This window comes from Pseudomonas sp. SDO5591_S426 (genome assembly GCF_054070755.1).
This window is the reverse complement of record NZ_JBSVXD010000039.1, coordinates 1-25,428: the sequence shown is the minus strand read 5'-3', so window position 1 is coordinate 25,428 and position 25,428 is coordinate 1. Positions and strand designations below refer to the sequence as shown.

Annotated in this window: 23 protein-coding genes and 1 pseudogene; 10 read left to right on the top strand and 14 right to left on the bottom strand. The window is 59.1% G+C overall.

Going from position 1 to position 25,428, the window contains the following annotated elements; all coding sequences use genetic code 11:
* Window positions 1–2: 2 nt before the first annotated feature.
* The 4 genes from ACW9JC_RS11005 to ACW9JC_RS10990 all read left to right on the top strand — a co-directional run bounded on the left by ACW9JC_RS11005 (window position 3) and on the right by ACW9JC_RS10990 (window position 3,674).
* Complete coding sequence (locus ACW9JC_RS11005; RefSeq protein WP_457455010.1) at window positions 3–1,133, top strand: PepSY-associated TM helix domain-containing protein; 1,131 nt, start codon at window positions 3–5, stop codon at window positions 1,131–1,133.
* Window positions 1,130–1,309, top strand: coding sequence for a hypothetical protein (locus ACW9JC_RS11000; protein ID WP_457455009.1), 180 nt, complete (start codon window positions 1,130–1,132; stop codon window positions 1,307–1,309). The genes ACW9JC_RS11005 and ACW9JC_RS11000 overlap by 4 nt, the downstream gene beginning before the upstream one ends.
* 267 nt (window positions 1,310–1,576) lie before the next feature.
* A complete protein-coding gene (locus ACW9JC_RS10995) occupies window positions 1,577–2,875 on the top strand; it encodes an MFS transporter (protein WP_457455008.1) in 1,299 nt (432 codons plus the stop codon).
* Between the two features lie 169 nt (window positions 2,876–3,044).
* A complete protein-coding gene (locus ACW9JC_RS10990; protein WP_457455007.1) occupies window positions 3,045–3,674 on the top strand; it encodes a glutathione S-transferase family protein in 630 nt (209 codons plus the stop codon).
* Window positions 3,675–3,855: 181 nt separating this feature from the next.
* Here the strand turns inward: ACW9JC_RS10990 and creD are convergent, their stop codons facing one another.
* The 3 genes from creD to creB form a co-directional block, all read right to left on the bottom strand.
* Complete coding sequence (gene creD / locus ACW9JC_RS10985) at window positions 3,856–5,226, bottom strand: cell envelope integrity protein CreD (RefSeq protein ID WP_457455006.1); 1,371 nt, start codon at window positions 5,224–5,226, stop codon at window positions 3,856–3,858.
* Between the two features lie 157 nt (window positions 5,227–5,383).
* Window positions 5,384–6,811, bottom strand: coding sequence for a two-component system sensor histidine kinase CreC (gene creC / locus ACW9JC_RS10980; RefSeq protein WP_457455005.1), 1,428 nt, complete (start codon window positions 6,809–6,811; stop codon window positions 5,384–5,386).
* Window positions 6,811–7,491 (bottom strand): two-component system response regulator CreB, encoded by a 681-nt coding sequence (gene creB / locus ACW9JC_RS10975; protein WP_457455004.1) that lies wholly within the window; start codon window positions 7,489–7,491, stop codon window positions 6,811–6,813. The genes creC and creB overlap by 1 nt, the downstream gene beginning before the upstream one ends.
* A gap of 179 nt (window positions 7,492–7,670) precedes the next feature.
* Between creB and ACW9JC_RS10970 the strand changes: the two genes are divergently transcribed.
* The gene (locus tag ACW9JC_RS10970) at window positions 7,671–8,501 is read left to right on the top strand and encodes an RHS repeat-associated core domain-containing protein (RefSeq protein ID WP_457455003.1); all 831 of its coding nucleotides are present in this window, start codon (window positions 7,671–7,673) and stop codon (window positions 8,499–8,501) included.
* Window positions 8,502–8,540: 39 nt separating this feature from the next.
* Here the strand turns inward: ACW9JC_RS10970 and rloA2 are convergent, their stop codons facing one another.
* Window positions 8,541–9,044, bottom strand: a complete 504-nt coding sequence (rloA2, locus tag ACW9JC_RS10965) for a retropepsin-like aspartic peptidase RloA2 (RefSeq protein WP_457455002.1) — start codon at window positions 9,042–9,044, stop codon at window positions 8,541–8,543.
* Between the two features lie 165 nt (window positions 9,045–9,209).
* Here rloA2 and ACW9JC_RS10960 point away from each other — a divergent pair, with 165 nt between their 5' ends.
* Entirely contained in the window at window positions 9,210–10,097 is an 888-nt protein-coding gene (locus tag ACW9JC_RS10960) for an acyltransferase (protein ID WP_457455001.1), read from the top strand.
* Here the strand turns inward: ACW9JC_RS10960 and ACW9JC_RS10955 are convergent, their stop codons facing one another.
* Window positions 10,098–10,655 carry a DUF2780 domain-containing protein gene (locus ACW9JC_RS10955; protein WP_338583578.1) on the bottom strand — a complete coding sequence of 186 codons (558 nt, stop codon included), beginning with the start codon at window positions 10,653–10,655 and terminating at the stop codon, window positions 10,098–10,100.
* Window positions 10,656–10,868: 213 nt separating this feature from the next.
* Between ACW9JC_RS10955 and ACW9JC_RS10950 the strand changes: the two genes are divergently transcribed.
* Window positions 10,869–11,783, top strand: a complete 915-nt coding sequence (locus ACW9JC_RS10950; protein ID WP_457455000.1) for an RHS repeat-associated core domain-containing protein — start codon at window positions 10,869–10,871, stop codon at window positions 11,781–11,783.
* Window positions 11,784–11,850: 67 nt separating this feature from the next.
* Here ACW9JC_RS10950 and ACW9JC_RS10945 read toward each other — a convergent pair.
* A pseudogene (locus tag ACW9JC_RS10945) lies at window positions 11,851–12,065 on the bottom strand (formaldehyde dehydrogenase, glutathione-independent); the annotation flags it as partial.
* Window positions 12,066–12,152: 87 nt separating this feature from the next.
* Between ACW9JC_RS10945 and ACW9JC_RS10940 the strand changes: the two are divergent.
* Window positions 12,153–13,208, top strand: a complete 1,056-nt coding sequence (locus tag ACW9JC_RS10940; RefSeq protein WP_457454999.1) for an RHS repeat-associated core domain-containing protein — start codon at window positions 12,153–12,155, stop codon at window positions 13,206–13,208.
* Between the two features lie 37 nt (window positions 13,209–13,245).
* Here the strand turns inward: ACW9JC_RS10940 and fdhA are convergent, their stop codons facing one another.
* The 8 genes from fdhA to ACW9JC_RS10900 form a co-directional block, all read right to left on the bottom strand.
* Window positions 13,246–14,445, bottom strand: a complete 1,200-nt coding sequence (gene fdhA / locus ACW9JC_RS10935; protein ID WP_338583580.1) for a formaldehyde dehydrogenase, glutathione-independent — start codon at window positions 14,443–14,445, stop codon at window positions 13,246–13,248.
* A 200-nt stretch (window positions 14,446–14,645) separates the two neighbouring features.
* Window positions 14,646–15,503: a formyltetrahydrofolate deformylase gene (gene purU, locus ACW9JC_RS10930; RefSeq protein ID WP_338583581.1), complete on the bottom strand. Its 858-nt coding sequence runs from the start codon at window positions 15,501–15,503 to the stop codon at window positions 14,646–14,648.
* A 25-nt stretch (window positions 15,504–15,528) separates the two neighbouring features.
* Complete coding sequence (locus ACW9JC_RS10925) at window positions 15,529–16,161, bottom strand: sarcosine oxidase subunit gamma (protein WP_448109597.1); 633 nt, start codon at window positions 16,159–16,161, stop codon at window positions 15,529–15,531.
* A 132-nt stretch (window positions 16,162–16,293) separates the two neighbouring features.
* Entirely contained in the window at window positions 16,294–19,311 is a 3,018-nt protein-coding gene (locus tag ACW9JC_RS10920) for a sarcosine oxidase subunit alpha (RefSeq protein WP_457454998.1), read from the bottom strand.
* Window positions 19,308–19,637 (bottom strand): sarcosine oxidase subunit delta, encoded by a 330-nt coding sequence (locus ACW9JC_RS10915; protein WP_047534309.1) that lies wholly within the window; start codon window positions 19,635–19,637, stop codon window positions 19,308–19,310. Before ACW9JC_RS10915 ends, ACW9JC_RS10920 begins: the two co-directional genes overlap by 4 nt.
* 14 nt (window positions 19,638–19,651) lie before the next feature.
* Complete coding sequence (locus tag ACW9JC_RS10910; RefSeq protein WP_007980419.1) at window positions 19,652–20,902, bottom strand: sarcosine oxidase subunit beta; 1,251 nt, start codon at window positions 20,900–20,902, stop codon at window positions 19,652–19,654.
* Between the two features lie 23 nt (window positions 20,903–20,925).
* Entirely contained in the window at window positions 20,926–22,179 is a 1,254-nt protein-coding gene (glyA, locus tag ACW9JC_RS10905; RefSeq protein WP_017341183.1) for a serine hydroxymethyltransferase, read from the bottom strand.
* 283 nt (window positions 22,180–22,462) lie between these two features.
* Window positions 22,463–23,179: a TraX family protein gene (locus ACW9JC_RS10900; RefSeq protein ID WP_457454997.1), complete on the bottom strand. Its 717-nt coding sequence runs from the start codon at window positions 23,177–23,179 to the stop codon at window positions 22,463–22,465.
* A gap of 131 nt (window positions 23,180–23,310) precedes the next feature.
* On the opposite strand from ACW9JC_RS10900, the gene ACW9JC_RS10895 reads away from it, so the two are divergent.
* Both ACW9JC_RS10895 and ACW9JC_RS10890 read left to right on the top strand, forming a co-directional pair.
* Window positions 23,311–24,351: a threonine aldolase family protein gene (locus ACW9JC_RS10895; RefSeq protein ID WP_457454996.1), complete on the top strand. Its 1,041-nt coding sequence runs from the start codon at window positions 23,311–23,313 to the stop codon at window positions 24,349–24,351.
* A gap of 236 nt (window positions 24,352–24,587) precedes the next feature.
* Entirely contained in the window at window positions 24,588–25,412 is an 825-nt protein-coding gene (locus tag ACW9JC_RS10890) for an SDR family oxidoreductase (protein ID WP_457454995.1), read from the top strand.
* The last annotated feature ends 16 nt before the right edge of the window (window positions 25,413–25,428 follow it).

Here is a 25,428-nt window from a genome sequence, read left to right as displayed (position 1 = left end):
AAATGAAAAGTAAAACAATTCGCCGCTGGTCCTTCGTCCATACCTGGACCAGCCTGATTTGCACAGTCTTTCTGCTGATGCTGGCGCTGACCGGCCTGCCGTTGATCTTTCACCACGAGATCGACCATCTGCTGGGCGATGCCGCCGAGTTGAAGGTGATGCCGGCGGACACCCCACAGCTGAATTTGCAGCAACTGGTGCAGGCCGCTGAAAAGCATCGTCCCGGCGAGGTCATGCAGTACTTCGGTTTCGACGAAGACGAGCCGAATGCCGCCATTGCAATCATGGCGGCCACGGCGGGCACCGAGCCCAATTCGTCGCACACCTTCATGCTCGACGCCCGCACCGGCGAAGCGCTGGAAATGCCGTCGGCCAACGGCGGCTTCATGATGGTCATGTTGCGCCTGCACGTGGACATGTTTGCCGGCCTGCCGGGCAAGTTGTTGCTGGCGTTCATGGGCTTGTTGTTCGTTGTCGCAATCGTCTCCGGCACGGTGTTGTACCTGCCGTTCATGCGGCGCTTGAAGTTCGCCACCGTGCGCCAGGACAAGTCCACCCGCCTGCGCTGGCTCGACCTGCATAACCTGATCGGCGTGGTGACGTTGACCTGGGCCTTGGTAGTCGGCGTGACTGGCGTGATCAGCGCCTGTGCCGACCTGCTGATCGCCGCGTGGCGCAACGACAGCCTGAGCGCGATGGTCGCGCCGTACCGCGATGCACCGCCGCTGACGCAACTGGCGCCGGCCACGCGCCTGCTCGACATTGCCAAGGAAGTCGCGCCGGGCATGCAGCCCGACTTCATCGCCTTCCCCGGTACGCGGTTTTCCAGCGAGCACCATTACGCGGTGTTCATGAAAGGCAGTACGCACCTGACCTCGCACCTGCTGACGCCGGTATTGATCGACGCCAGCACACTGCAAGTCACCGCCGTGGCGGAGCGCCCTTGGTACATGGATGCCATGGGCATGTCGCAGCCGCTGCACTTCGGTGACTACGGCGGCATGCCGATGCAAATTCTCTGGGCGACGCTGGATGTGCTGACCATCATCGTCCTCGCCAGCGGCGTCTACTTGTGGGTGGTGCGGCGCAAGGCCGCCAAACCCGTGCTGGAAAAAGCGGAGAGCGTGGCATGAAGCCTCGCCAGTCGAATTTCTGGAAGGTGTTTGCCGCACCCTCTGTGATTGCTTTGCTCAGCGCGGCGGGGCTGTTTGCCGCGCTGCTCGGCGATGGCGTGTGGGATACGCTGAGCTGGCTGGGCTTGGGCATCCCGGCCATCCTCGGGCTACGCGGCCTCCTGCAACGCCGCTGACCCCTGTAGGAGCTGCCGAAGGCTGCGATCTTTTGACTTTGGGTTTTCAAGATCAAAAGATCGCAGCCTGCGGCAGCTCCTACATGGATTATCAAAACTCGACGTCATACGACGACTGATCCTCCCCGTCCGTCGCCCCACCTCGCAAAATCTCTGACATATCTGTTGACACTTTCCCCCTTGCACTTCTATAAAGGCGCACGTTGTACGACAACCTACAACAACTGCAGCGCCAAAAATAAATCCAAAAAAAAAGACGGTGAAGTGATGAAAGTCAAAGGCATCCGCTGGTGGATGGTCGGTCTGGTGACGGCCGGCCTGATGGTCAACTACCTGGCACGCAATACCCTCTCAGTGGCCGCTCCGACCCTGATGAGCGAAATGAACATCACCACCGAGCAGTACTCGCACATCGTCGTCGCCTGGCAGGTGTGCTATGCGCTGATGCAACCGGTGGCGGGCTACATCATCGATGCCATCGGCACCAAAATGGGCTTCGCCATTTTCGCCTTCGCCTGGTCGATTGCCTGCGCACTCGCTGCATTTGCGAGCGGCTGGCAAGGACTGGCGTTTTTCCGTGGCCTGCTCGGCTTGACCGAAGCGGCGGGCTTGCCGGCGGCGGTCAAGACTTCCACTGAATGGTTCCCGGCCAAAGAGCGCTCGGTGGCGATCGGCTGGTTCAACATCGGTTCGTCGATTGGTGCCGTGCTCGCACCGCCGCTGGTGGTCTGGGCGATTTTGCACAGCGGCTGGGAACTGGCCTTCCTGATCGTCGGCGGCCTCGGTGTGGCCTGGACGTTCTTGTGGATGGTGCTCTACAAACACCCGCGCAATCAGAAACTGCTGGGGGACGAAGAGCGCGACTACATCCTCAGCGGTCAGGAAGATCACTTCAAAGACCCGGGCACCAAGAAAGGCAGCTGGAAGAAAATCATCGGCAGCCGCAACTTCTACGCCATCGCCAGCGCCCGGATTCTCTCCGAACCGGCCTGGCAGACCTTCAACGCGTGGATTCCGCTGTACCTGATGACCGAACGGCACATGAACATCAAAGAGATCGCGATGTTCGCCTGGCTGCCGTTCCTCGCCGCCGACCTTGGTTGCGTGCTTGGCGGTTACCTCAGCCCGTTCTTCCACAAGTACTGCAAAGTGTCGTTGTTCACCTCGCGCAAAATGGTCTTGCTGTTCGGTGCCTCATGCATGATCGGCCCGGCGTGCATCGGCCTGGTCGCCAGCCCGTACACCGCGATTGCGCTGCTGTGCATCGGCGGTTTCGCTCACCAGACGTTGTCCGGCGCGCTGTATGCGATCACCTCGGACTCGTTCGGTAAAAACGAAGTGGCCACCGCCACCGGCATGGGTGGCATGTTCGGCTACCTCGGCGCGGCTGCGTTTACCTTGGTGTTTGGCGTGATGGTGACCAAGATCGGCTATAGCCCACTGTTTGTGGTGCTGGCGATTTTCGACATCATCGCCGCGTTCATCGTCTGGACGGTTGCCCGTGAGCTGAAGCCTCAGGCTGCTTGCGCTCCGGAAGACGCACAGACACTGCAACCTGCCAGCTAAAACGCAGAACCTGTGGGAGCGAGCTTGCTCGCGATGGCGTCAGATCAGTCAGCATTAATAGTGACTGTCATACCGTCATCGCGAGCAAGCTCGCTCCCACAGGGTTCGGTTTAAGCTCACGCATCAACGCGCTATGCTGCCCGACACCACCACCGACCGAGTCGTTGCCATGTCCGCCCCGAGCATGACCCTGTACCACAACCCCCTTTCCCCCTTCGTCCGTAAAGTCATGGTGCTGCTGCACGAAACCGGTCAGCAGAACCGTGTTGCCCTGCAGAACTGCGTGCTCACCCCGGTCGATCCGGACCTGGCGCTGATCGATGACAACCCCCTGAGCAAAATCCCCGCCCTGCGCCTGGCCGACGGCAACGTCATCCACGACAGCCGGGTGATCCTCGACTACCTCGACCACCAGCACGTCGGCAACCCGCTGATCCCCCGCGAAGGCTCCGCCCGCTGGCGCCGCCTGACCCTGGCCTCGCTGGCCGACGGGATCATGGATGCAGCCGTGCTGGTGCGCTACGAAGTCGCCCTGCGCGCCCCGGAAAAACACTGGGACGCGTACCTCGACGGCCAACGCGACAAGATCCGCCGCGCCCTGGCACTCCTGGAAAAAGACGCCATCGCCGAGCTGACCAGCCACTTCGACGTGGCGGCGATCAGCGTGGCGTGTGCCTTGGGTTACGTGGACTTGCGCCATCCTGATCTGGACTGGCGCACGGCGAATCCGCAATTGGCCCCGTGGTATTTCGAGGTGAGTCAGCGGCCTTCGATGATTGCGACGATGCCTAAGGTTTAAATTTTCGCTGATTGTTCCGGCCTGATCGCGAGCAGGCTCGCTCCCACTTTTGACCGCGAGCTCATATGGGAGCGAGCTTGCTCGCGATGGCACCACAACGGATCTGACGGAAACAACCCGGCAATCAGCGTCGCCAACACCCTTCCCTCCCGCTGGTCTTCGCGCAATCCCAGCGACCGGCTCATTTCACCGCACCAATATCGAAGTCCAACGGTTTCCCCGCTTTTTGCCCAACCCCATACCAGTCCAGCTTGCGCGTCAGCACCATGAACACGCCGAGCAAACCGAACAGCAACAACGACCCCATCAACAGCGCGTAATCCTCGGCACTCAACAAGCCATAAAGCAGTCCATATAACGCTGCCAATCCCGCAGAAAAACTCAAGCCGTGCCGCACGCTGCGCAGCACGTGGCAGACGTAAAACCCGATCAACAACACGCAACCACTGGCCGACAATAGATAGGCCAGAGCAAAACCAATGTGCTCGGACAACGACAGTAACAACAGGTAGAAAAACGCCAGCGCCACGCCCACCAACGCATATTGCACCGGATGCACCGCCAGGCTTTTCAGCACTTCGAAGAGGAAGAAACCGGCGAAGGTCAGGACGATAAACAGCAGTGCGTATTTGATCGCCCGGTCGCTCTTCAGGTACTGGTCCACTGGGTCAATGAAGCTCACACCGAAGCTGCGGCCGAACAGTGCCTCACAACCGCCGCGAGACACGCAGCTGTTCAGGGTTTCTTGCAGGTTGGTGGAGAAAAACGAAGTCTGCCAATGGGCGGTGAAGCCCTGATCGGTGATTTCGCGCTGGGCCGGCAGGTAGTTGCCGATGAAGCTGGGGTGCGGCCAGTTGGCAGTCAGCGAGACCTTGCTGGTCTTGCCCACCGGCAGTATCTGCAACTGGCCGGTGCCTTGCAGTTTCAGGTCGAAACCGAAGGCCAGTTCCGTGGGTTGCGTGGTGTCCAGGGCCGGCAGCGTCACGTGGACGCCCTCACCCAGCCAGCCGACCTGACTGCCGGGGATGAAGTCCAGACTCTGGTCATTGAGCTCTAGCTTCAAGGCGTTTTCGATGCCGCGGATGTCACTGATGCCGACCGCGAGAAACGGTTGGTCGAACTGATAATCAGCGAAGTCTTCCTTGATACCCAGTTGTGCGGGTAACGAAAAATGGCCGCTGATGCGGTTGTCGGCATGGAACAGCCGCGCCTGATAAATGCCCCGGGAACGCAGTTCGGTCTGCACCGCACCATCGAGTTCAAAGCGCTCCGGCAGGAAGTACAAACGCCCGCGCTCTTCACCGATTTCCTGATAGCGCTGGTTGGTTTTTTCGTGGGTCTTCCAGGTGCGCACCACTTTGCGATACGGCACCACCATCAGCGGCCCGCTCAATTGTTGGCTGTAGCTGGAGCTACGGGCGATGTCTTCGAGCACCCCGTCGCGCAATTGCTGGCGGTCCTGGATCACGCCGTTGATCATCAGCAGCGGGATCAGCAATAACAGTATCAGCAGGGCGATCGCCCCGAGTTTTAGGGTAAGGCTGCGGTTCATGGGACTCTCCCTGTTTTGGATGGGAAAAGTCTGATGGGGCTGTGTGAGGGATTTGTGGGGGGAATGTGGAGAGTTTGTGGAGTTCGGAAAAGATCGCAGCCTTCGCCAGCTCCTACAGGCGTACATCGATCCCAGGAGCTGCCGAAGGCTGCGATCTTTAGCGTATTGAAGGCAAATGCAAACTGACCTGCACACCGCCATAGACATTGCCAATGCTCATCGCCCCACCATGCAACTTGACCACTTCCTCGACAAAGTTGAGCCCAAGCCCGGTGCTCTTGCGCCCACTGTCGGGGCGCGGCAATGAGTAGAAACGCTCGCTCAAGCGCGGCAGCGCATAGTCGGGAATGGGATCGGCCTGATTGAACAGTTTGAACTCGACCTGCTCACCGATCCGCTCGGCAGTAAATCGCAGCACACCTTGAATCGGTGTGAAATCCAGCGCGTTTTCCAACAGATTGCCCAGCGCCTGACGCAACAGAAACGGCTCGCCGATCAGCGCCAGGTTCGACGCAATGGCTTGCTCTACGCGTAACTGTTTGCCTTCGATCCGTGCCGATTGCGCGTTCAACAGCACATCCACCAATGCCGCTAATGGCACCGCCACGCGCTCCTCCAGTCCTTGGCGCTGTTCGACCTGCGCCAGATTCAACAGCCGCTCAATCAACTGCTGCATACGCGCACTTTCGCTGTCGATATTGCCGACAAATCGCTGCCGCTGGGCCAACGGCATCTCGCTTTGCAGCAACTCCGCCGCACCGCGAATCGCCGCCAACGGGCTTTTCAGTTCATGGGTCAAGGTGTGCACGTAACGCTCGACGTAGGCCTTGCCTTCAAGCTGCGTGCGCATCTGTTCCACCGCCGTCGCCAATTGCTCCAGCTCACCGCCGCGGTAGTGCGGCACTTCGACCCGACGGCCTTCGCTCACCGCCTGGGCATAAGCGGTCAACCGTCGAAGTGCCCGACTCAACCACCACGATAACAGCGCGCCAAACAGCAAGCCGAGGCCGATCAACCCGGCGCCATACGCCAGCAACCGTCGTTCAGTGCGATCCACATACGGCTGCAATGAGCTGTTGGGTTTGGCCACGGTGACCACGCCGATGATCCGCCCGTTGTCGCGAATCGGCGCGCCGACGTGCATCACCGAGGAGGTTGCATCGTTCGGATCATTGCGAGTCGAGCGGGCGCCATATTGGCCGCGCAAAGTCAGGTAAACGTCGTTCCAGCGCGAGTAATCCTGCCCCATCGCCACGCCGCTGGAATCCAGCACGACAATACCTTTGGCGTCGGTGACGTAGATGCGGTGGTTGACCTGATTCTTCGGCAAACCCCAGATATTCGCCGCCGGTTGTCGCTCACCGTAAGCCTTGAGCAGTTCGGGCCAGCGGTTCTGGTTGAGGGTGCCGGCCTTGAAGTCATCGCGCAGGATTTCCGCCATCAGGTTGGCGGTGTCGACCAGGGTTTCCTCGGTGGACTGGCGCACGCCGGGGCGGATTTCTTCCATTACGGTGTTGAGCACGAAATAGCCGGTCAGGCCGATGAACAGCACGTAGACAAGGAAAATCCGGATCCCCAACGGCATCAGCTGTGTCCCGGGCTGTAGCTGTAGCCGAGCCCGCGATGGGTCTGGATCGGCTCGGCATCAGCCTTCACCAATCGCAACTTGGCGCGCACGCTCTTGATGTGGCTATCGATACTGCGCTCATAACCGGCATCGGCGGCCACGCCTAACGCGTCGAGCAATTGCTCACGGCTGAATACGCGTTCGGGTTGTTCGAGCAGACATTGCAACAGACGGAATTCGTGGCGGGTCAGGTTCAAGGCCTGGCCGCGATAGGTGATTTGCACGCGCTCGTCGTCGACGCGAAACAGTGTCGGCGCAGTCTCGGCCAGATTTTTCGGCCCCACACGCTTGAGAATCGCCCGAACCCGCGCCGCCACTTCACGGGGGCTGAACGGCTTGACCACGTAATCGTCGGCACCAATTTCCAGCCCCACGACACGATCGATTTCACCATCGCGGGCACTGAGAAACATTACCGGCACTTCGCTGAAACGCCGCAATTGCTTGCAGGTTTCGAAGCCGCTGATATCCGGCAGGCCGATGTCGAGGATGATCAGGTCCGCCGGGGTCTGCCGCTGATGTTCCAGCGCCGCCGCACCCAGGGTCAGCCACGTGGTCGTGAAGCCCTCGCCCTGCAAGGCGAAAATCAGGGTGTCGGCAATCGCCGCTTCGTCTTCGACAATCAGGATATGAGGCATGGCGTCCGGGCGTGGGGGTTGAGTGGGCGAACGGTGACTGAAGGAGGAATCGGCGTCAATCCGGTTAGATCAACTGGCGGTTGGGTCTGTAGGACCTAGCAGTTCTGATAGTAGGCAATGGCTGAAAACAGGTTGATGCTGTTAAGCCGCCCTTTCGGAACTGATACGGAGATTGGTCAATGTCTACGAACTCGCGCAGAACGATCCTGTTGGCAACCGATCATCAGCACTCGGTACTGAGCGCATTGGTCGTAACTCGGCCGCATCACATCGCCTATACGCCCTATGGTCATCGCCCTGCCGAAAACGGCTTGCTCAGCCTGCTTGGTTTCAACGGTGAACTGCCTGACCCGATGACAGGGCATTATCATTTGGGGAACGGGTATCGGCAGTTCAATCCGCTGTTGATGCGGTTTAATAGCCCGGATAGTTGGAGTCCGTTTGGGAGGGGGGGGATAAATTCATATGCCTACTGCCTTGGGGATCCAGTCAACGGAACCGATCGGTCGGGACGTACACCTTTTTTCTTCAAGCCCCCCCTGAGAGCACTGGGTTTAATGAAGAAGCCCGTCGCCAAGGAAGCAAAAACTGTAATCAACACAACTGCCGCCTCTGCCAACACACCGAAGCCACCGCCTTTGGATTCGCCTAAAACCATTAATGATTTAACACCCGAAGACTTCAAATTCGACGATATCAATCTAGATCTATTCGAGCCTCGACGCCCCTCAAACATTGGACAAGCATGGAATTCTAAAAACCATGTCGCACGACCCCACCCACGGAAACATTTCCCACCGAAGCCTTATCAAAACAGCCACGGGCCAGTGCCTTCAGATGCATTGCCTACATTTGATGAATATCTTCGGACTTCCACTGACCAACAACTCTCAGCTGGATTTAACGAAGTTCAGTACGCCATTGACCTGAGCCCGAATTCAGATTTCCTAAGAATAGGGCGTGCCTATGAGCAGGAGTTACTGAACCGCGCCCTCAGGAAAAGTACTTAGTCTAGGACCCATTTGGCACTATCATCCTGATGAGTTTTATCAACAATCCGGCTTATCCGCCGTAAACCGTCGTGCCGGATTCACCGCCGCGCCAAACTCACGCAGCGCCTTGGCACCAATCAGCAGCGGATAATTAAAGCTGCTGCGGTCAGTCAAATTGACCTCGACCGTGCGCTTGACGTTGCCCAGGCACAACTCCAGATCGACCACCGGACGTTTGGTGGGCGTGGCGGTGTCTTCATCTTCGTCTTCTTCGGAGCGGGTCTTGATCTTGCTGATTCGCGCGACCTTGTGCTCGTAAACCTTGTTGCTCGCATCCTTGGTGGCGAGGCGGAAACGAACCCAGTCTTCGCCGTCGCGGGTGAAGGTTTCGATATCCTTGGCCGACAGCGACGCCGTCAGGGCACCGGTGTCCATCTTGGCCTTGAGCACTTCGCCGCCGATTTCCGGCAGCGCGATGTATTCGTAACGGCCGTACAGGGTCGGTTCGGCGGCCATGACCGGCAGGGCGATGAGGGAAAGCAGTGCAAGAAGGGATTTCACGTAATGGGCTTCCATGAGAAGTGAGCAGCGGGATTTTAGACCGTTGTTCGCATGATCGTTCCCACGAGGTTAGCGGCCCGCAGGTGAAACATTCGTCAGCACCGATTTGGCCTGCCGCCCGAAGCTGCTTATCATGGCGCGCCCAAACGCTTTCAAGAGTTGCCTATGCGCCGCCTGCTCACCGGCTGTTTCGTTACCCTGCTGCTGTTGCTCAACACCCTGGTTCTGATCGGACCGTTGATGGTATTTGCCCTGCTCAAACTGGTCCTCTCCGGCCGCTTTCGCGATTACGCCTCCACGGCGGTGATGTGGATCGCCGAGACCTGGTCGGAAATCGACAAGCTGATCTTCCGCATCTGCATTCCCACCCAATGGGACATTCGCGGTGGCGACGATCTGCGGCGCGACACGTCGTATCTGGTGATCAGCAACCACCAATCCTGGGTCGATATCCCGGCATTGATCCAGACGCTGAATCGACGCACGCCATTCTTCAAATTCTTCCTCAAGAAAGAACTGATCTGGGTGCCGTTCCTGGGCCTGGCCTGGTGGGCGCTGGACTACCCGTTCATGAAGCGCTACACCAAGGCGTTCCTGGCGAAGCACCCGGAGCTGGCCGGCAAGGATCTGGAGATCACCAAACAGGCCTGCGAACTGTTCAAGCGGCAGCCCGTGACGGTGGTCAACTATCTGGAAGGCACGCGTTTCACCGCCGCCAAAAGCGCTCAGCAGCAATCACCGTTCACTCACGTGCTCAGGCCAAAGGCTGGCGGCGTGGCGTTTGTGCTGGCGGCGATGGGCGAACAGCTGGATGCGATCCTCGACGTGACGGTCGTGTATCCGCAGCAGACGATTCCGGGATTCTGGGATTTGATCAGCGGCAACGTGCCAAGGGTGATCATCGACATCAAGACCCGCGACCTCGACCCGGCACTGTGGCAAGGCGATTACGAAAACGATCCGCAGTTTCGTGAAACGGTCCAGAACTGGGTCAATCAGCTCTGGACCGAGAAGGACCAACGCATCGACGCCTTGCGCGCCGAAAGCCGCTGATCAGCTACCAGTAACGCCAGTGCCCCAGATTCCGCCCAGGCTCTGCAGCAGCGAACCGCCAACACCCTGTTGACCGAGGTATTGCAGGATCACCGGGGCAAACTGGCCGATCATGCCGCTGTCCATGCCCAAGGCGCTGAAGGCATTGTTCAAGTCATTGGTATCCTTGACGTTGCCTAAGGCATTATCCAGCCCGGCGGCCTTGCCGCTGGAACCGAGCAAACCGGCCAGTGCGCCCAACTCGCCGCCGCCCGACAGCTTGTCGATGCCCGGCACGCTTTTGGCCAGTTCCGAATAGTCGGTCGAGCTCAACTGATTCTTCGCCAACCCCAGCATCGCGCCAGTGCCGCCGACGGCTTGTTGCGGCGTTACGTTCAATTGACTGAGTGCGCCCAACAGGTCCGCTGTTTCCGAGGTGGGCGCTGCGTCGGTCGCCGCGTTGCCACCCTTCATGCCGGCAATGGCATTGGCCGCATCGCCCAGGCTGAACTGAGCAAAGACCGGGCTGGCGGCCAGAGTCATGAGTGATGCCAGTGCAAAACCGCGTGAAATCTTCATTCAGACATCCTCTTGCATCATGAAAAACGCCCGATTGAGGGCGCAAAGCTGCCGATTTGACCGGGTCGACGCGGGCATGTTCCTCAGGTCCCCACCCGCTCGTCATAAAGCGGTCCGGAAGAAGGCGACACTATCAGATCTGCTAGTAGGGAGCCCTGGTGGATTGCTCCACAGTAGAACCCTGGATTGATGAATTCATTCAGGAACACGACCATGCTGCCTGATCGCGAAACGTTCCTCTCCCGCTATCACTACGACGCTCGGGACCAACTGGTTGATTCGACTCCCTCGACGCAGTCCCCAATCCGGCGCTTTTACCTGAAAGAACGACTGGCCACCGAGATTCAGGACGCGGTGCAGCGTTCGATCATGCAGCACGACGATCAACTGCTGGCTCAGCAACAGCGGCAGAACGGTAACGTGGAATCACGCTTGCTCAACACAGATCAGCAGCGATCGGTATTGAATGTGCTTGATGCCGCTCGACCACGTCCCATCGCCTACTCACCCTATGGCCATCGCCCGCCGGAAAACGGTTTACTCAGCCTGCTCGGCTTCAATGGCGAACGACCAGATCCGGTGACGGGGTGTTATTTGTTGGGGAATGGCTATCGGGCGTTTAACCCGGTGTTGATGCGGTTTAACAGTCCGGACAGTTGGAGTCCATTTGAGAAGGGTGGATTGAATGCGTATGCGTATTGCAAAGGAAATCCAGTGAGTCACGTAGATCCTTCGGGCCACTCTCTTCTTATAGTCAAATTTTTTAAAGGAGTTGCCAATAAAATAGGGGCAAGAACGCCATCTAGCGCAAAAACATTCATCGAACCACCAGGTTCCCCGCAAAAGTCGGCAATAGAAATCAAAGCATTTAACACGCTTCCGCCAGCTTATACTCGCCGAAATCAAAGTGTAGAAGCGTTTCGTAGCCTCCGCGTCGCTATTGAGGCTGGCGAGCGTATTCCAGAAGGGGTGATAACTTCCCGCTTCATTCAATGGATGGACGATGTAAATACTTCTATCATTCCGGAAACAAAAATTGGCCTTCCAAGTTACGACGCCGCAATCACACCCAAGAATCCTAATCCGCCGGAGTACAACAGTTTAATCAGACTGAATTTAGCTGAGTGAGTTATCGGTGACTCATACATAAACAGAGAGGGCGACAGTACATCGCCCTTATCTATAACGGCAGCGTCTACACCGTACTAAACAACTCACGAGGATGAAATACAACCTTTTCGGCATGGCCGCATCAAACTCGCTTAATCCTTCAGGCGCCTGATCCAGGATGATCACCTGCCCGCCCACCACTTCAGCGATGTTGATGCGGCCCACATGCTCGCCTGCATCAATTGGCGGTTTGTACTTCATGACGGGGGTCTGGTTGGTGTTGAGGCACTGAGATTGGGACCCTATCAGATCTGCTAGTAGGCAGGACTGGCCGATTGCATCACAGTAAAACCCTAGATTGATGAACTCATTCAGGAATTACCGACCATGCTGCCCAATCGCGAAACGCTGCTCTGTCGCTACCACTACGACCCGCTGGATCGACTGGTTGATTGGACGCCCTCGGCGCAGGCCATTGCTCGGCGCTTTTACTTGAAAGATCGGCTGGCTACGGAGATTCAAGGCGCGTTGCAGCGATCGATCATGCAGCACGACGATCTACTTCTGGCTCAGCAGCAGGGTCAGAGCGGTGCCTTGGAAACGCGTTTGCTTGCCACTGATCAACAGCGTTCGGTGTTGTACGTACTCGACGCGACTCGTCTTAATTCTCTCGCCTACCCACCCTATGGTCATCGCCCGGTGGAGAACGGCTTACTCAGCCTGCTCTGCTTCAACGGCGAACGGCCAGATCCGGTGACGGGGTGTTATTTGCTGGGGAATGGTTATCGGGCGTTTAATCCGGTGTTGATGCGATTTAACAGTCCGGACAGTTGGAGTCCGTTTGGGGAAGGTGGGCTGAATGCGTATGTGTATTGTGTGGGAGACCCTGTTAATAAAGTAGACAAAAACGGGCACATACCAAACCTTTTAAAACCGACACTTAGACAATTGGGATGGATTAAAAAAACAATTGCCGCAAAACCTTCTATTGAAACTTTAGTACCACCTATTTCCATACAGAGCAAAAATGACATATATACATTTGTTGGATTCCATGGAACTTCAGATGAGTTCGCAAAAACAATGCAAATTACCGGTCCAAAACCAGAATTTGACACAAAACCGAATCTATCCTACGGACCTGGTTTTTATACAACACCGAACATTACGATTGCACAACGTTACGCCGACAACCTTGCTACAGAAATGTTCGCGCGCAATCCTGATGGGGTACTAGCAACATATTTGAAAAACCCTTCCGAAAAAGTACTTAACAAGGACTATAGATTCATACCAGAATACGAAGAGTTAGTTTTAAAGAAGCACATTTATAAGGATGTAATACTCGTCAGATTCAAAGGAGCTAATCGCATAGCAAAACCGGACATAAATAAAATCTTCAACATCCGACAGCCAGCAAATTCAACACGGACACACTCATGAAAAAGGGCGACATCAAGTCGCCCTTTTTTACCCGCCCTTACGCCGCACTAAACAACTTATGCGGATCAATCACAAACTTCTTCGGCACGCCTGCATCGAACTCGCCATATCCCTCAGGCGCCTGATCCAGGCTGATGACCTGCACACCCACCACTTCGGCAATGTTGATGCGGTCCCACATGATCGCCTGCATCAGCTGGCGGTTGTACTTCATGACCGGGGTCTGGCCGGTGTGGAAGCTGTGGGATTTGGCCCAGCCGAGGCCGAAGCGGATGCTCAGGCTGCCCATTTTTGCGGCAGCGTCCACGGCGCCCGGATCTTCAGTCACGTAGAGGCCAGGGATGCCGATCTTGCCTGCCACGCGCACCACGCCCATCAGCGAGTTGAGTACGGTGGCCGGGGCTTCGTGTTTGACGCCGTCATGGCCGTGGCCGCGGGCTTCGAAGCCGACGGCGTCGACAGCGCAATCCACTTCGGGTTCGCCCAGCAGCGCGGCGATTTGCTCGTGCAGCGGGGTGTCGAGGGACAGGTCGGCAATTTCGAAACCCTGGGCCTTGGCGTGTGCCAGGCGGACGGTGTTGACGTCACCGACGATCACCACCGCTGCGCCCAGCAGGCGAGCGGAAGCGGCAGCCGCCAGACCGACCGGACCGGCGCCCGCGATGTACACGGTGCTGCCCGGGCCGACGCCGGCGGTCACGGCACCGTGGTAGCCGGTTGGCAGGATGTCGGAGAGGCAGGTCAGGTCACGGATTTTTTCCATGGCGCGATCGCGATCAGGCAGTTTCAGCAAGTTGAAGTCGGCGTACGGCACCAGCGCGTATTCAGCCTGGCCGCCGGTCCAGTCACCCATGTCGACGTAACCGTAGGCACCGCCCGGACGCGCCGGGTTAACGCTCAGACACACGCCGGTGTGCATTTCCTTGCAGGAACGGCAGCGCCCGCAAGCCACGTTGAACGGAACAGACACCAGATCGCCGATTTGCAGGTTTTCGACGTCACGGCCCTTCTCGATGACTTCACCGGTGATTTCGTGACCCAGGACCAGACCGGTTTGAGCGGTGGTACGACCGCGCACCATGTGCTGATCGGAACCACAAATGTTAGTGGAGACCACTCGCAGGATGACGGCGTGCTCGATCTTCCTGCCGCGCGGGTCCTGCATTTTCGGATAGTCGATTTTCTGTACTTCGACCTTGCCAGCGCCGAGATACACCACACCACGATTGCCAGACATGCTTTCACCTCGCTGTTGTTTTTATGGAACCGCGTTGCCCAGGCAGGCAGCGCGTTAAGTGCTCGGGTACAGATGCTGAATCTTGTGTTGCCTGTTAGGGCCTCATCGCTGGCAAGCCAGCTCCCACAGTGGTCGGGTTGTACACAAACTCTGCGAACGACATAAAACCCTGTGGGAGCTGGCTTGCCAGCGATGGCGATTTAAAGAACGACGGTGCGATTGGCGTTCAAAAATACCCGTCGCTCAATGTGATACCCAACCGCCCGCGCCAAGGTCAGGCCTTCAATGTCGCGCCCCTTGGCAATCAGGTCTTCCGGATAATGACTGTGATCCACCACCTCGACGCCCTGGGCAATGATCGGCCCTTCATCGAGGTCGTTGTTGATGTAATGCGCCGTCGCGCCGACCAGTTTCACGCCCTTGTTGTAAGCCTGGTGATAAGGCTTGGCACCCTTGAAACCCGGCAACAACGAGTGGTGAATGTTGATCGCCTTGCCATCGAGTTTGCGGCACAGCTCCGGCGACAAGACCTGCATGTAGCGGGCAAGAATCACCAGTTCAGCACCGGCTTCCTCGATCACCTGCAACACCTGACGCTCTTGCGACGGTTTGTCGTTGGGGTCGAGCGGGAAGTGGTAGTACGGAATCTGGTGCCAGTCGGCCAGCGGCTTGAGGTCGGGATGGTTGGAGACCACGGCGGCCACGTCCATCGACAATTGGCCGATGCGCTGGCGGTAAAGCAAATCGTTGAGGCAGTGATCGGCCTTGGAGACCATGATCACCACTTTCGGTCGATAGTGCGGCGGGGTCAGTTCGAAGATCATGCCGAACGATTCGCCGCGCTCCTGCAAACCGGCGCGAAACGACTGCTCGTCGAAGCCATCCGGCTGGCGAAACTCCACACGAATGAAGAAACGGCCCGAGAGCCGGTCATCAAACGAGTGGTGTTCGGTGACGTAGCAGCCCTGCTCGAACAGAAAGCGGGTCACCGCGTCCACCGTGCCGAGCACGCTGGGGCAGTCGGCGGTCAAGATCCATGTGTCTGGGGCGCGGCTCATAGTGCGGTGACTCCTTTAACGATCATTAGGCCTGAACGCTGAGGCCGAATTCAGCCGCTGCATCCTGCAACCACAACCACCAGTAATCCGAGAAGCTGCGCCGGATCAGCAGTTCCCAGGTGTCTTCGCCGGTGTGGCGGATCACCAGTTGCGACTTGGCAAACACCGTGCCGACAGCCTTGCCCACCGGGAAGCTGTTCGGGTGCACGTCGTAGCTGGTGGATTTCATCAGCACCTGGCGCACGTTCGGGCCGCTCAGTTCGAGGATCTGCTGACCGCCGCTGACGTTGACGATCTGGATGTGCAGATCGCCCAGCGCTTCACGCAGTTTTTGCTCGGCGGCGAATTCCTCGCCGGTCGGCACGATCAGCAGCCATTCATCCGGCCCCATCCATTGCAGGCTGGTTTCGCCTTTGACGATGACGGTCAGTGCACCCGGCAATTCGATGCCGAGCGCCTTGTGCACGCCGGCGGCAAACGCGGCATCGTGGCCATCGCCACGGATGGTCAGGTGGCCGAGGAGTTTTTTCTCACGCACGGTCACACCGGCGTTCTTGCGACCCTTGCCCACCAGGCTGGCGAGGTCGGCGTGATGCAGCGACGACTCGGCCTTGGCCCCGGTGGTTGGGCGTTGTTGGTAAACATTGGCTGCGGTCATAAAGCACCTTTCCTGAATTCTTGATCGTTCCCACGCTCTGCGTGGGAATGCCGCCATGGACGCTCTGCGTCCGCTCTTGGGACGCGGAGCGTCCCGGGATGCATTCCCACGCAGAGCGTGGGAACGATCGACTTACACGTTCTGGCGATCACCTTTCGGATCGAAGAACACCGAAGAAACAATCTCCGCCTCGATCACGCTGCCATCCGCCAGCGGCGCAAACACGCGTTCGCCCATGCGGTTCAGGCCGCCCTTGACCACGCCCATGGCAAACGAATAGCCGAGGGAGTTGTGGGCGTAGCTGGAGGTCACGTGGCCGACCATGGTCATCGGGATCGCCTGCTTGGTGTTGAACACCAGTTGCGCACCTTCCGGCAGCCATTTGTTCGGGTCGATCGGCTTGAGGCCCACCAGCTGCTTGCGCTGATCACGCACGCAGTCTTCACGGTTCATGCCACGCTGGCCGATCCACGAGAACGGTTTGGTGCGGCCAACACACCAGCCCATGTTCAGGTCGTCCGGGGTCATCGAGCCGTCAGTGTCCTGACCGACGATGATGAAGCCCTTCTCGGCCCGCAGCACGTGCATGGTTTCGGTGCCGTACGGCGTCAGGTTGTACTTCTTGCCGGCGTCGACGATTTTTTCCAGTACGCCCATCGCATAGTCGGCCTGCACGTTGACTTCGTACGACAGTTCACCGGTAAACGAAATCCGGAACACTCGCGCCGGTACACCGCCGACCAGACCTTCTTTCCAGGTCATGAACGGGAACGCTTCGTTGCTCAGGTCGATGTCGGTGACTTCGCTGAGCAGCTTGCGGCTGTTCGGCCCGGACAGGGTCATGGTTGCCCAGTGATCGGTCACGGAAGTGAAGTACACCTTCAGGTCTGGCCATTCGGTCTGCTGGTAGATTTCCAGCCATTGCAGCACGCGTGCAGCGCCGCCGGTGGTGGTGGTCATCACGAAATGGTTGTCGGCCAGGCACGCCGTCACGCCGTCGTCGAACACCATCCCGTCTTCTTTGCACATCAGGCCGTAACGCGCCTTGCCCACGTCGAGCTTGGTCCAGGCGTTGGTGTAGATGCGGTTGAGGAACTCGCGTGCATCCGGGCCCTGAATGTCGATCTTGCCGAGGGTCGAAGCGTCCAGCAGGCCAACGCTGTCGCGCACGGCTTTGCATTCGCGCTTCACGGCGGCATGCAGGTCTTCACCGGATTTCGGGAAGTACCACGGACGTTTCCACTGACCGACGTCTTCGAACTCGGCGCCGTTTTTCAGGTGCCAGTGATGCAATGCGGTGAAACGCACAGGTTCGAAGATGTGCCCACAGTGACGACCGGCCACGGCGCCGAAAGTCACTGGCGTGTAGTTCGGACGGAACATGGTGGTGCCCATCTGCGGGATGGTCACGTTCAGCGAACGGGCGGCGATGGCCAGGCCGTTGACGTTGCCGAGCTTGCCCTGATCGGTGCCGAAGCCCAGCGCGGTGTAGCGTTTGACGTGCTCGACCGACTCGAAACCTTCGCGGGTCGCCAGTTCGATGGCGGCGGCGGTGACGTCGTTTTGCAGGTCGACGAATTGCTTCGGCGCCCGTGCGGTGTTCTTTTCATGGGGCACCTGGAACAGCGCCAGAGTCGGCTCTTCCAGACGCGCCAAGGCTTTCGGCAAGGTCGCTTCGACCGGACCAAAACCGGCTTCGCTGGCTGCGCGCACGCCGCCTTCAAAACCGTCGGCCAGCGAATCGCCCAGACCGTAGACGCCATTGATACCACCGACGCACACGCGTTTCTGCGGTGCTTCACCCGGCACGAAACCGAGGATGTCTTCACGCCAGGTCGGCTTGCCACCCAGGTGCGAAGCCAAGTGAACGACAGGGCTGTAACCACCGGAACTGGCGATCAGATCGCAGTCGAGCCATTCGCCAGGGCTGGTGACTTTGTGGCCTTTCACATCGATGGCGGCCACACGTGCAGCCGTCACGTGCTTGCTGCCACGGGCCTCGATCACGGCGCTGCCGGTGAGGATGCGGATGCCTTTGGCGCGTGCTTCTTCCACCAGCGCACCGCGCGGGTTGCTGCGGGCGTCGGCGATCGCCACCACTTGCAGGCAGGCGTCGAGCCAATCCAGGGCAACGCGGTAGGCGTGGTCGTTGTTGGTCGACAGCACCAGTTTCTTGCCCGGTGCTACACCGTAGCGGCGCACGTAAGTCGAGACCGCGCCGGCCAGCATGTTGCCCGGCACGTCGTTGTTGCCGTAGACCAGTGGACGCTCGTGAGTGCCGGTCGCCAGAACCACACGCTTGGCGCGAACGCGGTGAATGCGCTGACGTACCTGGCCAATCGGTGCGCGGTCGCCAAGGTGATCGGTGAGGCGCTCGTGAATGGTCAGGAAGTTGTGGTCGTGGTAACCGTTGACCGTGGCGCGCGGCAACAGCAGCACGTCCGGGGTGTTCTTCAGTTCGGCGATGACGCTGGCGACCCACTCGGTCGCAGGCTTGCCGTCGAGGCTTTCGCGGGAGTCGAGCAGGCTGCCGCCGAACTCTTCCTGCTCGTCAGCCAGGATCACCCGGGCACCGCTGCGCGCAGCCGCCAGTGCAGCGGCCAAACCGGCAGGGCCGGCGCCGACGATCAGCACGTCGCAGTGCTGGTTCATGTAGTCGTAGGTGTCCGGATCGTTCTCGGTCGGCGAACGGCCAAGACCGGCAGCCTTACGAATGTACTTCTCGTAAGTCATCCAGAACGATTGCGGGTACATGAAGGTTTTGTAGTAGAAACCCGGTGGCATCAGCTTGCCGCCGACCTTGCCGAGAATCCCCATCATGTCGTTGTTCACGCTCGGCCAGCCGTTGGTGCTGGTGGCGACCAAACCCTGGTACAGCGCTTGCTGCGTGGCGCGTACGTTCGGGATTTGCGTGGCTTCGGTGGCGCCGATCTGCAGCACCGCGTTCGGCTCTTCAGCGCCGGCGGCGAAGATGCCGCGCGGACGGGAATACTTGAAGCTGCGACCGATGATGTCGACACCGTTGGCCAGCAGTGCGGCGGCCAGCGAGTCGCCTTCAAAGCCTTTGTAGCTCTGGCCGTTGAAGGTGAAGCTCAAGACTTTGTTGCGGTCGATCCGTCCGCCGTTGGACAGGCGATTGATCTGGCTCATACCTTCTCTCCCAGAGCCGTGCTGGCCGCTTTCGGGCTATCGGTCTTGTCGGTGAATTGTGGCTTGGTGCCGATCTTGTAGGTTTCGAGAATCTCGTAGGTCACGGTGTCGCGGGTGGCGTTGAAGTACTGACGGCAACCGGCGGCGTGAATCCACAGTTCATGGTGCAGACCGCGAGGGTTGTCGCGGAAGAACATGTAGTCGCCCCACTCCTCGTCGGTGCAGCTGTTCGGATCCAGTGGACGCGGGATGTGCGCCTGGCCGGATGCGTGGAATTCCTCTTCGGAGCGCAACTCGCCGCAGTGAGGACAGAAGATATGCAACATGGGGATTTCTCCTGTTAGTGGGCAACCGCAGCAGCGCCGTGTTCATCGATCAACGCACCGTTGTGGAAACGGTCGATGGAGAAAGGTGCGGCCAACGGGTGCATTTCACCCTTGGCCAAACTCGCGGCAAACACGTTGCCCGAGCCAGGTGTCGCCTTGAAGCCGCCGGTGCCCCAACCGCAGTTGAAGAACATGTTCGGCACCGGAGTTTTCGAAATGATCGGGCAGGCATCCGGCGTGGTGTCGACGATGCCGCCCCACTGACGGTTCATGCGTACGCGGGACAGCACCGGGAACATCTCGACGATGGCCTGGATGGTGTGCTCGATCACCGGGTACGAACCACGCTGGCCGTAGCCGTTGTAGCCGTCGATACCGGCGCCGATCACCAGGTCGCCCTTGTCGGACTGGCTGATGTAACCGTGTACGGCGTTGGACATGATCACGCTGTCGATAATCGGCTTGATCGGCTCGGACACCAGCGCTTGCAGCGGGTGGGATTCGATCGGCAGGCGGAAACCGGCGAGCTTGGCCATGTGCCCGGAGTTACCGGCGGTGACCACGCCGACGCGCTTGGCGCCGATGAAGCCCTTGTTGGTTTCAACGCCGATGCACACGCCGTTTTCCTTGCGGAAACCGATCACTTCGGTCTGCTGGATCAGGTCCACGCCGAGGGCGTCGGCTGCACGGGCAAAACCCCAGGCCACGGCATCGTGACGAGCCACGCCGCCGCGACGCTGGACGGTAGCGCCCATCACCGGGTAGCGAGTGTTCTTCGAGCAGTCGAGGTACGGAATCTCGTCGGCCACTTGCTTGGCATCGAGCAGTTCGCCGTCGACACCATTGAGGCGGTTGGCGCTGACCCGACGCTCGGAATCACGGATGTCCTGCAGGGTGTGGCACAGGTTGTAGACGCCACGCTGGGAGAACATCACGTTGTAGTTCAGATCCTGGGACAGGCCTTCCCACAGTTTCATCGCGTGTTCGTACAGGTGAGCCGATTCGTCCCACAGGTAGTTGGAGCGAACGATGGTGGTGTTGCGCGCGGTGTTACCGCCGCCCAGCCAGCCCTTCTCGACCACGGCCACATTGGTGATGCCGTGTTCCTTGGCCAGGTAGTAGGCGGTCGCCAGACCGTGCCCGCCACCGCCGACGATGACCACGTCGTAGACCTTTTTCGGGGTCGGCGTGCGCCACATGCGCTGCCAGTTTTCGTGGTGGCTGAGGGAGTGTTTGAAGAGGCCGAAGCCCGAATAGCGTTGCATAGTCATTTACTCCAAAACCGCGCTCAGCGATAAACCGGGAAGTCCGCGCACAGTGCCGACACTTGCTGGGCAACATTGGCCTCGACATCGGCGTCGCCGAGGTTGTCGAGGATGTCGCAGATCCAGCCGGCCAGCGTCACGCACTGGGTCACCTTGAAGCCGCGCGTGGTCACCGCCGGGGTGCCGATGCGCAGGCCGGAGGTCACGAACGGCGACTGTGGATCGTTCGGGACAGCGTTCTTGTTAACGGTGATGTGGGCGCGACCGAGTGCTGCGTCCGCCTCTTTGCCGGTGAGGCCCTGACGGATCAGGCTGACCAGGAACAGGTGGTTGTCGGTACCGCCGGACACTACATCGTAGCCGCGTTTGATAAACACGCCGGCCATGGCCTGGGCGTTGTCGATCACTTGTTGTTGGTAAGCCTTGAAACCCGGCTCCAGCGCCTCTTTGAAGCACACGGCCTTACCGGCAATCACATGCATCAGCGGGCCGCCCTGGGCACCGGGGAATACCGCAGCGTTGAGCTTCTTCTCGATTTCTTCATTGGCCTTGCACAGGATCAGGCCACCACGTGGACCACGCAGGGTCTTGTGGGTGGTGGTGGTGACCACGTCGGCGTACGGCAGCGGGTTCGGGTACAGACCGGCAGCAACCAGACCGGCAACGTGGGCCATGTCGACGAACAGCAGCGCACCAACCTTGTCGGCGATCTGACGGAAACGTGGGAAGTCCAAAGTCTTCGAGTAAGCCGAGAAACCGGCAACGATCATCTTCGGCTTGCACTCGACCGCCAAACGCTCGACTTCGTCGTAATCGATCAGGCCGGTCTTGGTGTCGATGCCGTACTGCACGGCGTTGTACAGCTTGCCCGAGGACGACACTTTGGCGCCGTGGGTCAGGTGACCACCGTGGGCCAGGCTCATGCCCAGAATGGTGTCGCCGGCTTGCAGCAGGGCCAGGTACACGGCGCTGTTGGCCGAAGAACCGGAGTGCGGCTGGACGTTGGCGTAATCGGCGCCGAACAGTTGCTTGGCGCGCTCGATGGCCAGGGCTTCAACCTTGTCGACGTGCTCGCAACCACCGTAGTAGCGCTTGCCCGGATAGCCTTCGGCGTACTTGTTGGTCAGGCCGCTGCCTTGCGCTTCCATCACGCGCTTGCTGGTGTAGTTCTCCGACGCGATCAGCTCGATGTGATCTTCCTGACGTTGCTCCTCGGCATTCATCGCCGCCAGCAGTGCATCGTCGTAACCCTGGATCTGGTCTTGCTTGCTGAACATCGCGTCTCTCCCAGCGGCATCTGTGCGCCATTCGTCTCGGTAAGGCACTGGCGTTTCGGCAGTGCCCTTTGATAGCGATGGTATGACCGGCGTCGACAGGTCAAATGCCTACGGGCGCCACGCAAAGGTGCGTTTACGACATGGCGGGAAATGGCTTGCCGAACACAACCCTCAATTCATCGAGAAACCCTGTGGGAGCTGGCTTGCCAGCGATGACGTCACCACATCCGGCATTGATGGCGGCTGGTCCACCGCTATCGCTGGCAAGCCAGCTCCCACAGGGTCATGCGACGATCTGGCGAAGAAGTAACAACATGAGGAAATGCACGGGATACAGCGCATACGCCCACCGCCGCATCGGCAGTGGTTTTACGTCACGCAGGTGTCGCAACAAGAACAGCCCCAGCCATGGCGCAATCAGACAAGTGGCGACCGCCGCCATCGCCACGTGATTGCCCAATCGAACGGAGTAATACAGCACCTGCCATTGATTGGCGGCCAGACAAACCACTCCCGGCACCAGCGCGAAATACCAGGGACGACGGATGACCAGCAGCATCACCCACGGTAGCAACACGCCAAAGAAACCAAACATCAATCGCTGGGAGAAAAACGCCGCCAGCAGCAAAGCACCGACCGCCAGCATTCGCGATTGCATCGCCGGTTGCTGCCAGCCCCGCGCCACCAACAGACCAAGGGCCAGTGTGGGAAACACATTGAGCGTGTCGGGATTGGCAATGAACATCCGGTAGGGAATTTCGCTGGCCGCACTAAACAGCAACATCCAGCCCAAATAACGCCACTGACCGCTTGTCGCGACTGCCGACGCCCGCGCGAGGTTCGCCGCCATCGCCAGGCAAAACCACGGAAACGCCAACCGCCCCGGCACATACAGCCAATCGGCGGAGTAACCGACATATCGCAGGTGATCGAGGACCATGCTCAGCAGCGCCAGCCACTTGAGCAGATCCAGTGCACCGTCACGCTGTCTCACGTGCATAATTGGCCGGCATCCTTGTATTTTTCTGACAGCGACATCCCGTGTGCTCCCCGGATGATCTTCGGTAAAGTGCGCACCATCATTGACCACGGGACGTTTCACCATAAGCGCCCCGACCACGGAAGCAGGCCATGACCGATAAGAGCCAACAATTCGCCAGCGACAACTATTCCGGCATTTGCCCTGAAGCCTGGGCCGCCATGGAACAGGCCAACCATGGCCACCAGCGCGCTTACGGCGACGACGAGTGGACCGCCCGCGCGTCTGACGATTTCCGCAAACTGTTCGAAACCGACTGCGAAGTGTTCTTCGCCTTCAACGGCACCGCCGCCAACTCGTTGGCCCTGTCGTCGCTGTGCCAGAGTTACCACAGCGTGATCTGCTCGGAAACCGCCCACGTCGAAACCGACGAATGTGGCGCACCGGAATTCTTCTCCAACGGCTCCAAACTGCTGATTGCCCGTACTGAAAACGGCAAGCTGACGCCGGAATCGATCCGCGAAGTCGCGCTCAAGCGCCAGGACATCCACTATCCGAAACCGCGCGTCGTGACCCTGACCCAGGCCACCGAAGTCGGCAGCGTCTACACCCCGGAAGAAATCCGCGCCATCAGCGCCACCTGCAAAGAGCTGGGCCTGAACCTGCACATGGACGGCGCGCGTTTCTCCAACGCCTGCGCATTCCTCGGCTGCACCCCGGCGGACCTGACCTGGAAGGCCGGCGTAGATGTGCTGTGCTTCGGCGGCACGAAAAACGGCATGGCCGTGGGCGAGGCGATCCTGTTCTTCAACCACAAACTCGCCGAAGACTTCGATTACCGCTGCAAACAGGCCGGGCAACTGGCGTCGAAAATGCGCTTCCTGTCGGCGCCGTGGGTCGGCATCCTGGAAAACGACGCCTGGCTCAAATACGCCCGCCACGCCAACCACTGCGCGCAATTGCTCGCAGAGCTGGTCAGCGACATTCCAGGTGTGGAACTGATGTTCCCGGTACAGGCCAACGGGGTGTTCCTGCAACTCTCGGAACCGGCCATCGCCGCACTGACCGCCAAGGGCTGGCGCTTCTACACCTTCATCGGCAACGGCGGCGCACGCTTCATGTGCTCGTGGGACACCGAGGAAGAGCGCGTGCGTGAGTTGGCCCGCGACATCCGTGAAGTGATGACTCACTAACGCTAACTCCCCTGTTTTGATCGTTCCCACGCTCTGCGTGGGAATGCCTCAAGGGACGCTCCGCGTTCCAGCCTCACCTCTGCGTCAAGCCGGACACCGTTGTGACGCAGAGCGTCACGAACTGCATTCCCACGCAGAGCGTGGGAACGATCAGTCGACCAGCCCGCACCTGAAGACTTCGTCTACATTGTTTGTCGAGCCTCCCCTCTCACATAACAACAATCAGGAGCGTAGGCATGTCATTGCAAGGCAAAACCCTGTTCATCACCGGTGCCAGCCGTGGTATCGGCCGCGAGATTGCTCTGCGCGCTGCGCGTGATGGCGCCAACATCGTGATCGCGGCCAAAAGTGCCGAACCCCACGCCAAGCTGCCAGGGACGATTTTCAGTGTGGCGCAGGAAGTGGAAGCCGCTGGCGGCAAGGCGCTGGCCTTGCAAGTGGACGTGCGCGATGAAGTCGCCGTACGCGAGGCACTGGCCCAGGCCAATGAACATTTCGGCGCGATCGATGCGCTGGTAAACAACGCCGGGGCGATCAAATTGACCGGGGTTCAGCACATCGAACTCAAGCGTTTCGACCTGATGCACCAGATCAACACCCGCGCCGTTTTGCTGTGCAGTCAGGCAGCGTTGCCCTATCTGAAGAAGTCCAGTGGACACATCCTCAACCTGTCCCCACCGCTCAACCTTGCCAACAAATGGTTTGCCCAATACAGCCCGTACACCGTGACCAAGTACGGCATGAGCATGCTGACGCTGGGCATGAGCGAGGAATTCAAGAATTACGGGATCAGCGTCAATTCACTGTGGCCGCAGACGATGATTGCCACGGCGGCGATCGAGTTTCAGTTGGGGTCACGGGAGTCGTTCAAGCATGCACGTACGCCTGCGATCATGGCGGATGCGGCGCATATCATCCTGAGCAGCCACGGGCGCAGCCTGACCGGGCGCTTGTTGATTGATGAGGAAATTTTGCGGGAAAGCGGCGTAACCGAATTCAATCATTATCGTTTCGAGCCGGACAGCGACGACAAGCTGATGACTGACCTGTTCGTCGACTGAGATATCCACACCCCCT

What these genes read in the sequence shown, in the direction of transcription:
- ACW9JC_RS10915 (WP_047534309.1), bottom strand. Translation starts at nt 19,637, where the DNA reads ATGTTGCATATCTTCTGTCCTCACTGCGGCGAGTTGCGCTCCGAAGAG.
- ACW9JC_RS10895 (WP_457454996.1), top strand. Translation starts at nt 23,311, where the DNA reads ATGACCGATAAGAGCCAACAATTCGCCAGCGACAACTATTCCGGCATT.
- ACW9JC_RS10970 (WP_457455003.1), top strand. Translation starts at nt 7,671, where the DNA reads ATGTCTACGAACTCGCGCAGAACGATCCTGTTGGCAACCGATCATCAG.
- creB (WP_457455004.1), bottom strand. Translation starts at nt 7,491, where the DNA reads ATGCCTCATATCCTGATTGTCGAAGACGAAGCGGCGATTGCCGACACC.
- fdhA (WP_338583580.1), bottom strand. Translation starts at nt 14,445, where the DNA reads ATGTCTGGCAATCGTGGTGTGGTGTATCTCGGCGCTGGCAAGGTCGAA.
- creC (WP_457455005.1), bottom strand. Translation starts at nt 6,811, where the DNA reads ATGCCGTTGGGGATCCGGATTTTCCTTGTCTACGTGCTGTTCATCGGC.
- ACW9JC_RS10940 (WP_457454999.1), top strand. Translation starts at nt 12,153, where the DNA reads ATGCTGCCCAATCGCGAAACGCTGCTCTGTCGCTACCACTACGACCCG.
- ACW9JC_RS10920 (WP_457454998.1), bottom strand. Translation starts at nt 19,311, where the DNA reads ATGAGCCAGATCAATCGCCTGTCCAACGGCGGACGGATCGACCGCAAC.
- ACW9JC_RS11000 (WP_457455009.1), top strand. Translation starts at nt 1,130, where the DNA reads ATGAAGCCTCGCCAGTCGAATTTCTGGAAGGTGTTTGCCGCACCCTCT.
- ACW9JC_RS10890 (WP_457454995.1), top strand. Translation starts at nt 24,588, where the DNA reads ATGTCATTGCAAGGCAAAACCCTGTTCATCACCGGTGCCAGCCGTGGT.
- purU (WP_338583581.1), bottom strand. Translation starts at nt 15,503, where the DNA reads ATGAGCCGCGCCCCAGACACATGGATCTTGACCGCCGACTGCCCCAGC.
- ACW9JC_RS10910 (WP_007980419.1), bottom strand. Translation starts at nt 20,902, where the DNA reads ATGCAACGCTATTCGGGCTTCGGCCTCTTCAAACACTCCCTCAGCCAC.
- ACW9JC_RS10900 (WP_457454997.1), bottom strand. Translation starts at nt 23,179, where the DNA reads ATGCACGTGAGACAGCGTGACGGTGCACTGGATCTGCTCAAGTGGCTG.
- glyA (WP_017341183.1), bottom strand. Translation starts at nt 22,179, where the DNA reads ATGTTCAGCAAGCAAGACCAGATCCAGGGTTACGACGATGCACTGCTG.
- ACW9JC_RS11005 (WP_457455010.1), top strand. Translation starts at nt 3, where the DNA reads ATGAAAAGTAAAACAATTCGCCGCTGGTCCTTCGTCCATACCTGGACC.
- ACW9JC_RS10955 (WP_338583578.1), bottom strand. Translation starts at nt 10,655, where the DNA reads ATGAAGATTTCACGCGGTTTTGCACTGGCATCACTCATGACTCTGGCC.
- creD (WP_457455006.1), bottom strand. Translation starts at nt 5,226, where the DNA reads ATGAACCGCAGCCTTACCCTAAAACTCGGGGCGATCGCCCTGCTGATA.
- ACW9JC_RS10950 (WP_457455000.1), top strand. Translation starts at nt 10,869, where the DNA reads ATGCTGCCTGATCGCGAAACGTTCCTCTCCCGCTATCACTACGACGCT.
- ACW9JC_RS10995 (WP_457455008.1), top strand. Translation starts at nt 1,577, where the DNA reads ATGAAAGTCAAAGGCATCCGCTGGTGGATGGTCGGTCTGGTGACGGCC.
- ACW9JC_RS10960 (WP_457455001.1), top strand. Translation starts at nt 9,210, where the DNA reads ATGCGCCGCCTGCTCACCGGCTGTTTCGTTACCCTGCTGCTGTTGCTC.
- ACW9JC_RS10925 (WP_448109597.1), bottom strand. Translation starts at nt 16,161, where the DNA reads ATGACCGCAGCCAATGTTTACCAACAACGCCCAACCACCGGGGCCAAG.
- ACW9JC_RS10990 (WP_457455007.1), top strand. Translation starts at nt 3,045, where the DNA reads ATGTCCGCCCCGAGCATGACCCTGTACCACAACCCCCTTTCCCCCTTC.